Consider the following 13,215-nt stretch of genomic DNA (forward strand, 5'->3'; position numbering starts at 1 on the left):
CCTCTGCCGTGCTCGACTCAGCGGACCCCTTCATGAATACTCGCCGGTCGCGTGAGGTGGCACAGTTGTGCGCACCGACACTCCAGACGGTCGGTCCGGCAGAGGTAGGAATCGGCGAGTCTGGCTTGGAGTTTGGCGTGCCGGAACTGGTAGACGGTTCCGACTCGGCGGAGCAGGCCGAGACGGTGGGCGTCCTCCAGGAAACTCATGAGGTGGAGCGGTGCGTGCCGGCGGATGCGCACGAGTGTGATGAGGTAGGCGCCGCTGCACCCTTGGAGCGCGACCATGAGCGCGAAGGTGAGGCCGAACAGCAGCCCGTAGGAAACGCCGTTGGCGGGGCCGGCCTCCAGGCCGATCGCGAGCCCGAACGCCAGCCCTGTGGCAAGTCCGAGCGAGAACGATTCCAGGCATGTCAGCTGCAGGTCGCGGTGAAGCGAGTCGCGCGGAGTCTGTGTTCTGCCGGTGGCCTGGGGAGTCCGTGACCAGTTCCGGAGCCCCAGCCCGATTCCGAACGCCAGTCCGAAGGCGAGGCTCATCCAGGCCATGGCGATCATGCCGGTGAGGCCGTCCGCCCCAGGGGCGAGTTCGTTTCCCAGCCCGCCCGCCAGCCCGTTGATGAGTCCGACCGCCAGCCCGAACGGCAGCCCGCCGACGCTCCAGATCGTGACATGCCGCAGTAGCGGGCGGAGCCGGCCCCGAAGCCGCAGATCGGCATAGGCTGGTACCGCGTCCGGCCGGGTGGGGTTGAAGAACCCGGTCGCCAGGGCGTAGGCGAGTCCCACGGTGAGCCCGTTGGCGAGCGCGACCGTGAGTCCGTCGGCGAGCCCATCCCGCAGCCCGTCGGTGAGCGCGTCCACCAGCCCGACCGTCAGCCCGAAGACCAGGCCACCGTAAAGCCAGATCACGGTCTTGCGGAGGAACCGACGAGTTCGTTGGTGGCGGGACGGCGCGGCGTCCAAGCGGCCCATGCGGGCAGAGGCCCAGGTGAAAAGCCGGTACATGGCCCCGAAGGCCAGCCCGAATGCCGGTCCGTTGCCCAGTTTGCCGGTGAACCCGAAGATGGCCAGGTTCGTCAGCGTAAGGGTGAGGCCGGCGACGAGCCCGACCGCCAGGGCAGTGAGGTTGTCGATGCCATGGCGGGGCTGTGACCTGTGCAGGTGCCACCAGGCGATGTCGGTGGCGTTGGTGGCTTGCAGGTGATGGGCCAGGTACGACAGCCGGCCGCGGACCTTCTCGGGCCTGCGGGTGCGGCGAGGCCGCAGCGCGTGGTCCTCGGCGCGGTGATCGCGGTCGGCGGTGAGGAGGGCCTCGATGAGATGGTCGAGCAGATGATCGATGATCTCCTCGGAGCCGGAGAAGCGCGAGGTGTCCATGAGGGGGGCGGGGTCGGTTCGCGTGTCGACGTAGACCTTGCGCAGTAGCCACAGTGCCAGCGGTGTGGCCAGCGCCCGGGCCAGGGGAGTGTGTTCGTCCGCGGCGAGGGTGCCCAACAGGGCCGGCCATGTGCCGCCGGGGCGGGGCGGCAGACTGCGGGCCAGGTAGGCGGTGATGTCGGCCGACCGCAGAGGCGCGGGTTCGATGACCGCCCCCGCTGTGAGAACGTCGCCTCCGAGGGCGTTGACCGCGGTCTCGTACTCCGCGGTGCGGCAGGTGAGGATCAGCGGGTCCTCGGCGGTCAACGCTTCGTTCAGCGCGTTGATCACCTTCGGGTGCATCTCTTCGGGCAGTTCGTCCAGGCCATCAAGGATCGGCAGGATCCGCCGCTCACGCACCAGGGCCCTGGACGCATCCGGACCGAAGACGCCCGCGCGCAGCGCGGGATAGATCTGTTCGAGCCGGGCGGCCAACCATTCATGGAAAGGCACGCGGTCGGGATCCCAGCCCGACAGCGTCACCATGACCGGAACCTGCTCGTGTTCCCGCCGTTCATGCAGAAATTGGCGCAGGAGCAAGACGGCGAGCGTGGTCTTGCCCATGCCCGGATCCCCCAGGATCACCAGCCGACGGCGAGGCAGATCCCGGTACGCCTTCACCATGGCGGCGATACGGTCGCTGCGGCCGGTGAACCGCGGTCGCCCGCCGCCCAGCAGCGACCTGAGCCCTCGCGACCGTGCGAGTCGAGGGTCGTGGTCCATCACCGGAAGCCCGGTCAGACACCACCGCACCGCCATGGGAGCCGGATCGTCCAGCCGGCGGATGCCGATCTCCTCACGCCACTGTTCCGATACCAGGCCGGCCAAGGTCTGCTGGGCCCGGTCGATCTGCTCGGGAGTGCACACCCCCGGCCCGCCGTCCGTTCTCCGCCATCCAGCGATCACCAGGGAGAACAACGGCGCGACCGTCAGCGGGATCGACCCCAGCTGAGCCCAGCTCGCCGCGGCCTCCACCCCCTGCCGGCGCAGCACCACGACCAGGCCGGAACAGATCACCAAGATCACCACAGCCAGGGCTGCGGCACCCGCGCTCCGCCACCATGCCCACCAGCGCCCCTTCACGGCTCACATGCTGCCAACGTCTCACCCGCTTGACACCTTAAGTAAGTGATGAATCACTCTTGGTAATGGAGGCGCATGCACGCTCGGCCGGGGCCGCGGACGGAATGGACGACGCCGGCTGCCGACCCTCGACCCGGTCACCGCACACCGTGCCGTGCCGGTGTGCTTCGATCGGTGGTTGGGTGATCTGGGATCCGAGTCGCCTTCGTGCCGTTGGGGACCCTGCAGGCTGGAGAATGTGGCACGGCGCCCACCGGATCGCGAGGAACGTGTTCTGAGCATGATCCCGATCTGGTGGGCGCCGCGGTCTGCGGGGCCGGAGCGTCAGGCGCCCTTGGCGGTGGTGAGGCGGGCGGCGACGTCGTTCCAGTTCACCAGGTCCCAGAGCTTCTCGACGTAGTCCGGGCGGACGTTGCGGTACTGCAGGTAGTAGGCGTGCTCCCAGGCGTCGAAGACCAGCAGCGGGGTGGCGCCGATGCCGACGTTGCCGTGGTGGTCGTATACCTGCTGGACGACCAGCTTGCGGCCGAGCGGCTCCCAGCCCAGCACGCCCCAGCCCGAGCCCTGCACCGTGGCGGTCGCCGTGGTCAGCTGCTTGCGGAACGCCTCGAACGAGCCGAAGTGCTCGTCGATCGCGCTGCCCAGCTCGCCGTCGGGACGGTCGCCGCCGTCCGGTGACAGGTTGTCCCAGAAGATCGTGTGCAGCACGTGGCCGGACACGTTGAACGCCAGGGTCTTCTCCAGCCCGACCAGGCCGCCGTACTGCTCCTTGCCGCGGGCTTCGTCCAGCCGCTCCAGGGTGTCGTTGGCGCCCTTGACGTAGGCGGCGTGGTGCTTGGAATGGTGCAGCTCCAGGATCTCCCCGGTGATCGCCGGCTCCAGCGCGGCGTAGTCGTAGGGGAGATCAGGAAGTGAGTAGGTCATGGCCGCCACTATTGCAAACAAGTCGCAACTGCATCAAGGATGCGCCTGGAGTACGTCCGCGCAGCCGCGGGGCATTGGGCCGGTGTTGCTCGCGCCGGAACATCGTGCCGCCGTCCGTGCAGGCCGATCCTGGACGTTCTCGTTAGCGCCTACAGGTCGAGGTTGATCGCTTCGTCGTCGAAACCCTGCTGCTGCAACCTTTGCTGCAGGAAGGAACGAGCGGCCCGGTAGGTTTCGCCATAGAGGGCCTCGTCACCGCTCGCCAGGGCTCGCCAGACGGCCACCGCCTCCCGCCATGCAGCCAATTTTTCGCGGTGACGATCGAGAATGCCCAACTGGCCGCCGAGGTTGGTGAGGGCGTGGGCGAAGTTGGGGCGTTGGGCTGGATCGTCGTCCACCAGGTCCCGGAAGAGGGCGACAGCCTCTTCAAGGGCTGCATGGCTCTCGGCATGACTCCCGAGTGCGTTCAGCGCGGTGCCGAGGTTGGTGAGGGCGTGGGCGAGGTTGGGGCGGTGGATGGGCGCGTCAACCGTCAGGTCCCGGTACAGATCGACGGCCTTCTGGTGGGCGGCGTGGCTTTCGGTGTGCCGCCCCAGGCCGTTCAGCGCGGTGCCGAGGTGGTCGAGGGCGTGGGCGAGGTTTAGGCGGTGGACCGGGTCGTCGGCCGCCAGATTCTCCAAGTACCTGGTCGCCCGGGCCGGCCGCGTGCAGTACCGCGAACATCGCGGCGGCGAGCACTTCCAGCAGGGTCTGGCCCTCCTGGACCGGCGCGGTCGCGGACGACAGGTGCGGGACCGACCTGCCGCTTCGGGTGGCGAACGCGACGGTCGCCTCGCCGTACCAGCGGATCAGATCACCCTGCTGACCCAGTCGGCGCAGCGTCAGCACCGGCGCCTGGACGATCACTGGCCGGTGCGGCTCCTCCACCGCGTCGATCAGTGCCTGCCGGAGTCCGTCCCCGTGCCGGGTGATCAGCAGCACCCGCAGCGGTGGACGCCCATCGTGTGCGGCCACCGCGTCCAGTAGCGTGCCCACATCGGTGCGGGTGTCGGCGTCGTCGACCAGCACCAGCGTCGGCATTTCCGCCGCCGCCACCGCATCTACCAGTTGTGGCCCGGTATCGGCCTTGAGCCAGCCGGTCACCCAGTCCTCGTCCAGTCCGCGGGCGGCTTGCAACGCCAGGCGCGTCTTGCCGCAGCCGCCGTGACCGCCCAGCACCATCACCGGGCTGGTGGCCGGAGCTTCGCACCAGTCCCACAGCCGCTGCCGCTCGGCTTGACGCCCCCAAAACGGTGTGGGGCAGGTTGTCGCCAGCAGCAGCGTGAAAACGCTCTGCTCCGCCTCGTCCACCGGTGCGGGCGGCGTCAGGGGCCTGAGCAGATGCTCCAAGACGCCCCGCGTGCTGGTCTTGGCCCGTCGAGCGTTCATCACCTCGGTGACGAACGATCCGGCGGCGCCGGCGGCAATCGCCGCCGCCACCGCTGCCGCCACCCGAACGCCCAATGGCCAGTCGTCCGGCACCCAGGCTCCTGCGGCCGCCAGTCCCCCACTGGCCAGCAGGCACACCAGGAACCACCTCAGCCGAGCCCTGTGGCTGCTCCACATCCTCCTAGGATCGGCGCTACCAGCCCGCTCTCCGGAAGCGAATCTCCTTTCCGTCCGGAATGGGTCAACGGGCCGATCGGCACGGCCGCCCGAAAACCATCGGTTCGCAGCGCGGGTGGCGGCTCCTCAGATGAACATGAACGGGCGCGGTGTGGTGCCGCGCCCGTTCGTGTTCGTGGTCAGTCTTGTGCCGTGGTCGCGGATTCTTGGGTGGTGCCGGGCAGGGGAGTGTCGTGCTTGCGGTGTGGTGTGAAGAAGAAGCAGAAGAGGGTCGCGACGACGAGGGCCGCTGCGGAGGCCAGGAGCGCGGTTTGCATGGCGTCGACGAAACCGGCGGCGAAGGCTTCTTGGCCGAGGCGTTCGAACAGGGCGGTGTTCGTCGGCGTCAGGCCGTCCGGTGGTGTGGGCGGGCTGAACCGGTGTGCGCCGCTGGTGGTGTTCTCGATGAACTGCGTGCGCAGGTGTGCGGGTAGTCGGCCTGCTTGTTTCGCCGCTTCGTCCCGGAGGGCCGAGCCGAGACCCGCGGAGAGGACGGCGCCCAGGACGGCGGTGCCGAGGACTCCGCCGATCTGGCGGGTGGTACTGGAGACTCCGGAGGCGGCGCCGGCGAGCCGGGGATCGACGCCCGCCATGGTGCACTGCTGCAGCGGTGCGAAGGTCGCACCGCTGGCGAGGCCGATGATGATCAGGCCCGGCAGCAGGTGCCAGGCGCTGCTGCGCGGGCCTGCCATCAGGACCAGGACCAGGAGCCCGGCGGCGAGCAGGGTCATGCCCGCCATGAGGACGTACTTGCCGCCGATCTTGTCGGAGAGCCGGCCGGCGTAGGCCGAGCCGATCGCGGTCAGGACGGCGTTGGGCAGCAGCACCAGTCCGGTCTGCAGAGGCGAGTATCCACGTGCCGTCTGCAGGTAGAGGACGAGCACGAAGGCGATGCCGATCATGCCGAGCTGGAAGACGAACCCGACCCAGTTGCCGACCGCGAAGTCGCGTCCGGTGAACAGGCTCAGCGGCATGAGCGGTTCGCCGCGCTGGAGGTGCTGCCAGACGACGAACAGTCCCAGCAGCACGCTCCCGGCCACGATGATCGAGGTGATGCTGATCGGCCCGGTGACCGTGCCCCAGTCGTAGCGTTCCCCTTCGATCAGGCCGAAGACGATGCCGGCCACTCCCGCGGTCGCCAGGGCCACGCCGGTCAGGTCGAGCCGGTGGGTGCGGCCGGAGCGCATGGCGGGGGCGTGGAGCAGGGTCAGGACGGCGGTGATCACGCCGATGGGGACGTTGATGAAGAAGATCCAGCGCCAGCCGAGGTGGGCGAGGATGAAGCCTCCGACGACCGGGCCCACGATCGGGGCGAATCCCGCGATCGCGCCGAAGACGCCGAAGGCCCGGCCGCGCTGATGCGGCGGGAAGATCGCCAGGATCGACGAGATCACCTGGGGGAACAGGAGTGCTCCGCCCAGCCCTTGGAGCACCCGCGCGGCCAGCAGCTGTGCCGGGGAGCCGGCCAGGCCGCACAGCGCCGAGGCGACGGTGAAGACGGAGATGCCGATCAGGAACAGGCGCCGGTATCCGAAGATGTCCCCGAGCCGTCCCGTGCTGATCAGCAGCACCGAGAAGACGAGCATGTAGGCGTCGATGACCCACAGCACCTGGTCGTACGAGGCGTCGATCCCGTGGATGAGCGTCGGGACGGCGATGTTGACGATGGTTCCGTCCAGCAACGACATGAAGAAGCCGATGCAGAGGATGCCGAGAACCAGCCACGGTCGTTGTGTGACCGGCTCGGTGGATTTGTCTTCCGGCATTGCGGTGACCTCCCGGTGGCGCGGCGACCGTCGTGGCCGCGCAACGCGTGACCTCTGCCTGGTGGCGAAACAGAACAGCGCGGAACGGCGCGAGCGAGAAGAACCGCTAACGCCGGATCACGGTTTCAGGCGGATCCTCGGCACTGTGCGGAAGACCGGAATGCCGGGCAAGAACTCAGGCGTTCGAACGCCCATGGGCCAGACGGCGATTCGGCACGCCAAACTGTCACGACCATCACAGAGCACCCTTTTCAGGATGTGATGTGTGACTCCCACCTTCTCCAGGCCATCGGGACCCGTAGAAGCTGGTTGGCGAGGCAAGAGCCCAACGGTGAGAGATCGCCTCGGACCTTAACACAAGTCTGTGCGCCTGAACGCGGTGGCGATGTCGCGGACGGACGGCCTTCTTCGCGCTCGGCGAGGTAGAGGGCATCGTCCTCGTACCCGACCTCGAACGTGGCGTCCCTCAAGCCGCTGTACGGGTTCTCGCCGAGCCCTCCGCTGCGCGTCCCTCGACCGTCCCGCCGTTGGGCCGAGCTGAGGCTGTAAGTGCGGCGACAGTGGTCTGTACGCGGTCTGCAAGTTCGGGGCGGCACCTTGAGCCGCGTGAGAAATGCGTTCGAGACCGAGGGCTTGGTCAAACGGTTCGGTAAGACCATCGCGCTGGCGGGAATGGACATGGCCGTCCGGGAGGGGGAGGTGCACGGCTTCCTGGGCCCCAATGGCTCGGGCAAGAGCACCACCATCCGGATCCTGTTGGGATTGCTGCGCGCCGACGAGGGTTCGGCCCGGTTGCTCGGCGGCGACCCTTGGCGTGATGTCATCGAGTTGCATCGGCGCCTGGCCTATGTGCCGGGCGACGTGAGCCTGTGGCCCACGCTCTCCGGCGGGGAGGCCATCGATCTGCTCGGCCGGTTGCGTGGAGGGCTGAACCCAAGGCGCCGGAACGAGCTGCTGGAGCGTTTCGAACTGGACCCGCGCAAGAAGGGGCGGGCCTACTCCAAGGGCAACCGGCAGAAGGTGGCGCTGGTCGCGGCCCTGGCTTCGGACGCGGAGCTGCTCATCCTGGACGAGCCCACCTCGGGCCTGGATCCGCTGATGATGGAGGTCTTCAAGGACTGCATCGCCCAAGAGCGCAGAGACGGGCGAACCGTGCTGCTGGCGAGCCACATCCTGGGAGAGGTCGAGCAGCTCTGCGATCGGGTGAGCATCATCCGCCAAGGGCGCATCATGCGGACCGGCTCGCTCACCGAGATGCGGCACCTCGCCCGGAGCTCGATCCAGGCCGACCTGGGCCGGGTGCCGGTGGGGCTGGACGGGCTTCCCGGCGTGCATGACCTGACCGTCGAGGGCACCCGTGTGACCTGTCAGGTGGACGCCGGTCATCTGGGGGAGCTGCTGCGTCGCCTGACCGACCACGACATCCGCGATCTGGTCAGCCGGCCGCCGACGCTGGAGGAGATGTTCCTTCGTCACTACCAGAGCGACGAGCCCGTGGGGGCCGCGCTGTGAAGGCGTTGACCGGAACATGGACACTCGCGCGCCTGGCCCTGCGGCGCGATCGGATACGGCTGCCGGTGTGGGTGCTGCTCGCCGCGGGCCTCGTGGCGTCGACGGCTTCGACGATGAAGTCGAGCTACACCACGGAGGAGCAACGGCGGGAGTACGCCGAATCGGTGGTTTCCAATCCGGCCTCGGCGGTCTTCAGCGGGCCCGGATTCGGGGCGGACACGCTCGGCGGCATGACCGTCGCCGAGGCGGGCGCGCTGCTGGTGTTCCTGCTCGCGCTGCCCGCCGTGCTCCTGGTCGTGCGCCATACCCGTGCCGAGGAGGAGGCCGGGCGGGCCGAGCTGCTCGGCGCGGCGATCCTGGGCCGGCATGCCCGGCTCGCGTCGGCGATGCTCGTGGCGGGCGCCGTGATGCTGGCGATCGCATGCGTCACGGCGCTGTCGTTGATCGGTTACGGCGCGCCGGTGGCCGGCTCGCTGGCGTTCGGGTTCTCCATGGCGCTCGTCGGCTGGACGTTCGCCGGCGTCGCCGCGGTGACCGCGCAGTTCTTCGCGCATGCCCGTACCGCCACGGGCGCCGCCGCCGCGGTGTTCGGCCTGGCGTTCATGCTGCGGGCGGCAGGCGATGCCAGTGCCGCGTCCGGCGACGGTGGCGTCGTCAAGCACCTCTCGTGGCTCTCGCCGATCGGATGGGCCCAGCAGGTGCGCCCGTTCGGCGGCGAGCGCTGGTGGGTGTTCGCGCTCCCTATCGCGGCGGTCGCTCTCCTGACGGGGGCGGCGGTACGGCTCGGCGCTCGCCGGGACGTGGACGCCGGCCTCATCGCGCCGCGGCCGGGCCGTCCCGGAGGCTCGCCGTACCTTGCGAGTTCCTGGGGCCTGGCGTGGCGGCTGCAGCGCGGCGGCCTGATCGGATGGGCGGCCGGGGTCGCGGTCGTCGCGGGCGTGTTCGGCGCCGTCGCGCACGACATCGAAGAGCTCGTCGGGAGCAACGAGGACGTCGCCGATTCGATCACCAAGCTGGGCGGCGGCGACACGGTGACCAACGGCTATCTCGCCTGGGTGCTGACCATCACGGGCTTCATGGCCGCGGCGTACGCCATCACGGCGGTGCTGCGGCTGCGTACGGAGGAGACCGGCCTGCGCGCCGAACCGGTGCTGGCCACGACCGTGACGCGGCGTCGGTGGGTGGCCTCCCACCTGGCCTGCGCGGCCGCGGGGACGGTCGCGCTGATGGTCGTGGCGGGCCTGGTCGTAGGGACCGTCCACGGGCTGCGCAGCGGTGACATGGCCGGTGAACTGTCGCGGATGCTGGCGGGGGCGCTCGTGCGGGTCCCCGCCGCCCTGATCCTGGCCGCGGGCGGGGTCGCGGTCTTCGGCCTCCTGCCACGGGTCACGGCCTTCATCTGGGCACTCGCGGCGGGCGCCCTGGTGCTCGAGCAACTCGGCGGGGTGCTCGAACTCGACCAGCGGGTGCTGAACCTCTCGCCCTTCGCCCACACCCCGGATCTCCCGGGCGGCGATTTCAGCGCGACACCCCTGATCTGGCTCGGCGGTATCTCCGCGGGCCTCGTCGTCGCGGGGCTGGTGGGCTTCCGGCGGCGCGACACCCCTATCGCCTGAACCACGAAGAAAGGATTCTCAGCGTGCGTCCAGCTGGGTGGTCAGCGCGGTCCGTTCCTCGGCGAGCAGTTGAGCCTCGATGAGGGCGAGCGCGCCCGTGCGGTCCGAGCCGCTCCCGCGGGCGTAGGCGGCTTGGAAGGCGTGTTCGCCCAATTCGACCTTGAGACGGTCGGTCAGCCCGGCGATGTCGGGGTGGTGTTCGCTGGGGCCGCCGCGCAGCGCGTGCGCGGCCCCCAGCACCTCCGCCGCGGCGGTGGCCGCTCCGCGGCGCGAGCACAGCATCGCCACCCCGACGCCGACGTCGGCCACGCCCGTCATGTCGGGTGCCTCGACGGTGAAGGTGAACGCCTTCGTGAGCCGGCAGCGCGCGGTCTCCAGTTCCCCGCACTCCACCGCGTGCCGTCCGGCGGCGGACGCGATCATGGCGTCGACCAACGGCGTCGGATAGGGCAAGGACTGCGAGCCCTCGCGTGCCGCGTCGTAGTGGCGCGCCGCCTCTTCCTGGTCGCCCTGCCAGCGGGCGACGTCGCCCAGGTGGGTCAGAGCGAGGACGACGTAGCGGGGAGGCGGCGTCTTGGCGCCGGGCGTGACCGCCTCCAGCAGGATGGCGCGTGCCTGGTGAAGGTCACCCTGCTGGGCACGGGCCTCCGCGAGCAGGATGCGCTGGAGGCCGGCCTCGTCGGTGGTGTCGAGCTCGCGCAGCAGCCGGATCGACTCTTCGAACGACTTGACGGCGCCGTCGAGGTCGCCGAGCGTGGTCAGCGACTGCGCCAGGAATGTCAGCGACATCGCCAGGCCCCACCGTTCCCCGGCCCGGGTGAAGTCGTCGACCGCGGCCGCCAGGTCGCGCCGCACCTCCGCCGCGTCGCAGCGGTCGTGCTGGAGGAGCGCCCGCATCAGCCGCAGCATCCCCGAGATCCACGGATCGGCGTGCGGCAGCTGCCGCTCGATCGCGACCAGCCCGGCAGGGCCCTCGCCGGTGAGCAGCGCCAGAGCCCCCTCGACCAGCGCCGTGGCGGGATGATCCGCCGCCAGCCGGACCCCGCGCGCCGCGAGGTCCCGGATCTCCTGGCGTTCGGCGGGCGCGGCCCCGCCCGACAGGATGAGGTTGAACAGGTAGAAGGCCGTGGCGACCGCCATCGCGTTCGCCGGGGGCCGCTCGGCACCCTCGGCCGAACGCAGGGCGAGCCGCAGCCGGTCCGCCACCGCCGCGTGGTTGCCGTTGATCGTCCAGCAGAGCGCGAGCGCCGCTCCCAGCCGCACCGCCGCCTCGGCGTCGCCCCTGACGCGGGCGCGATGGAAGGTCGATTTCAGGTTGTCGCGTTCGGCTGTGAGAACGTCCAGCCAGCGAAGCTGCCCCGTGCCGGAAAGATGCGGTTTGGCCTGCTCGGCGAGGTCGACGAAGTAGGCCGTGTGAGCGGCTTCCGCCTCGTCCGCCTCCCCGCTCTCGGCCAGCCGCGCGAGGCCGTACTCCCGGATCGTCTCCAGCATGCGGAAGCGTGCCTCCGTGCCGTCCACCGGCTGGAGCAGCGACTTTCCGGCGAGGCCGGAAAGGGCGTCCAACGCCGCCGGCGGGGACAGGCCGCATACCCGTCCAGCGGCCTCCGGCGTGATCGCCGAGGCGAAGACCGCGAGCCTGCGGGCGAGCCGCCGCTCCTCGGCGGTCAGCAGCTCCCAGCTCCAGGACACGACGGCCCGCAGGGTCTGGTGCCGGGGCAGCGCCGTCCGGTCGCCGCCGGTCAGCAGCCGGAACCGGTCGTCCAGACGTTCGGCCAGGGCCTGGACGGGAAGCGTGCTCAGGCGCGCGGCGGCCAGTTCGATCGCCAGCGGCAGCCCATCCAGCCGCCGGCAGATCTCGCCGACGGCCGCGGCATTGTCATCGGTGACCGAGAACCCCGGCCGCACGGCGGCGGCCCGGTCGGTGAACAGCCGTACCGCCTCGGGCAGCCCGAGCGGCCGCACCGGGCACAGCGCCTCGCCGCCGATCCGCAGCGGTTCGCGGCTGGTGACCAGCATCCTGAGCCGCGGGCATCGGCCGAGCAGGTCCGCGGCCAGCCGTGCGGCGGCCTCGACCAGGTGTTCGCAGTTGTCCAGGACGATGAGGGTCTCGGCGCCGGACAGCGCCTCGGCCAGGCGGCTCACCGCATCCGGTGCGGTGGCGGGAGGATCGAGCAGGCTCGGCTCGCGCTGCCCGAGCGCGCCGGCCAACGCCTCGGGAAGGCCGGCGGGATCGGTCACCGGCGCGAGCTCGACCAGCCAGGCGCCGCCTTCGATCCGGTCCGCCAGCTCCGCCGCGACGGTCGTCGCCAGCCGGGTCTTTCCCGCGCCGCCTGGGCCGACCAGAGTGACCAGCCGCCCGCCGCCGAACGATCGCCGGATGTGCTCACCTTCCTCCGTCCGGCCGACGAAACTCGTCAGCGGGCTCGGCAGGTTGCCGCGCGGCCGCGCGCCGTTCTCGCGTCGCCGCGGGGGCGTCTCGTCGCGCAGAACCGACAGGTGGAGGTCCCGGAGCCGCGACCCGGGATCGGTGCCGAGCTCGTCTGCCAGCAGCCGCTGATACTCCGCGTAAGCGGTGAGGGCCTCGGTCTGCCGCCCGGCCATGTGGAGCGCTCGGACGAGGAGCTCGCACAGGCGCTCCCGCAGCGGGTGCAGCGCCGTGAGCTCCCTCAGTTCGGGCGCCAGCTCCGAGCACTCGGCACCGTTTGCGAGGTCGGCCTCCACCCGTTCCTCGACCGCCGACAACCGCAGCTCCACCAGCCGCCGCCTGTGCGGCTCCGCGAACGGCGCGTCCGCCACCTCGGCCAGGACCTCGCCCCGCCACAGTGCCAGCGCTTCGCGCAGCCGGAGCGCGGCCGCCGCCGCGTCGCCGTCCCTCAGGGCGCGCCGGCCGTCGCGGGCCAGCCGTTCGAACAGGAGGGCGTCCACCGCCTCGGGTGGGAGGTCGAGGCGGTAGCCGCCCTGGCCGCGGCGCAGCACCTGCTCCCCGGGCAGTGCCCGGCGCAGCCGCGACACCAGCGTCTGGAGCGCGTTCGTCCGGTCGGCGGGGCCGTCGCCGGGCCACAGCGCCCGCGCCAGCGAGTCCTCCGAGACCACGCGCCCCGCGTCCAGCGCCAGGCGCGCCAGCAGCGCGCGCTGCCGAGCGCCCCCGACCTCGACGGGCCGCCCGACCACCACCACTTCGAGCGGCCCCAAGATCCGCACGTGCATACAGCCACTGTGCCACGCCCATGTTCATGACTTCAGAAGGAGATGGAGCAC

General features: G+C 70.5%; 8 protein-coding genes and 1 pseudogene. 2 read left to right on the forward strand and 7 right to left on the reverse strand.

What is annotated here, in order from left to right; genetic code table 11:
- Positions 1–17: 17 nt before the first annotated feature.
- The 6 genes and pseudogenes from ABD340_RS01190 to ABD340_RS01210 form a co-directional block, all read right to left on the reverse strand.
- Positions 18–2,429, reverse strand: a complete 2,412-nt coding sequence (locus ABD340_RS01190) for an NACHT domain-containing protein (RefSeq protein ID WP_344586375.1) — start codon at positions 2,427–2,429, stop codon at positions 18–20.
- A 390-nt stretch (positions 2,430–2,819) separates the two neighbouring features.
- Positions 2,820–3,419 carry a superoxide dismutase gene (locus ABD340_RS01195; RefSeq protein WP_344586376.1) on the reverse strand — a complete coding sequence of 200 codons (600 nt, stop codon included), beginning with the start codon at positions 3,417–3,419 and terminating at the stop codon, positions 2,820–2,822.
- 149 nt (positions 3,420–3,568) lie between these two features.
- Positions 3,569–3,817, reverse strand: coding sequence for a hypothetical protein (locus ABD340_RS01200; protein ID WP_344586377.1), 249 nt, complete (start codon positions 3,815–3,817; stop codon positions 3,569–3,571).
- Positions 3,818–4,024 (reverse strand): annotated as a pseudogene (locus tag ABD340_RS47840) (tetratricopeptide repeat protein); the annotation flags it as partial.
- The gene (locus ABD340_RS01205; protein ID WP_344586378.1) at positions 3,945–4,940 is read right to left on the reverse strand and encodes a P-loop NTPase family protein; all 996 of its coding nucleotides are present in this window, start codon (positions 4,938–4,940) and stop codon (positions 3,945–3,947) included. The gene ABD340_RS01205 and the pseudogene ABD340_RS47840, both read right to left, overlap by 80 nt.
- Before the next feature lie 263 nt (positions 4,941–5,203).
- The gene (locus ABD340_RS01210; protein ID WP_344586379.1) at positions 5,204–6,829 is read right to left on the reverse strand and encodes a DHA2 family efflux MFS transporter permease subunit; all 1,626 of its coding nucleotides are present in this window, start codon (positions 6,827–6,829) and stop codon (positions 5,204–5,206) included.
- 606 nt (positions 6,830–7,435) lie between these two features.
- Here ABD340_RS01210 and ABD340_RS01215 point away from each other — a divergent pair.
- Positions 7,436–8,341, forward strand: a complete 906-nt coding sequence (locus tag ABD340_RS01215) for an ABC transporter ATP-binding protein (protein ID WP_344586380.1) — start codon at positions 7,436–7,438, stop codon at positions 8,339–8,341.
- Complete coding sequence (locus ABD340_RS01220) at positions 8,338–9,957, forward strand: ABC transporter permease (RefSeq protein WP_344586381.1); 1,620 nt, start codon at positions 8,338–8,340, stop codon at positions 9,955–9,957. The genes ABD340_RS01215 and ABD340_RS01220 overlap by 4 nt, the downstream gene beginning before the upstream one ends.
- An 18-nt stretch (positions 9,958–9,975) precedes the next feature.
- Here ABD340_RS01220 and ABD340_RS01225 read toward each other — a convergent pair whose 3' ends face one another.
- Positions 9,976–13,164, reverse strand: a complete 3,189-nt coding sequence (locus ABD340_RS01225; protein ID WP_344586382.1) for an AfsR/SARP family transcriptional regulator — start codon at positions 13,162–13,164, stop codon at positions 9,976–9,978.
- Between the last annotated feature and the right edge of the window lie 51 nt (positions 13,165–13,215).

Source organism: Actinomadura vinacea (assembly GCF_039532545.1).
In the GTDB taxonomy this organism is placed as follows: domain Bacteria; phylum Actinomycetota; class Actinomycetes; order Streptosporangiales; family Streptosporangiaceae; genus Spirillospora; species Spirillospora vinacea.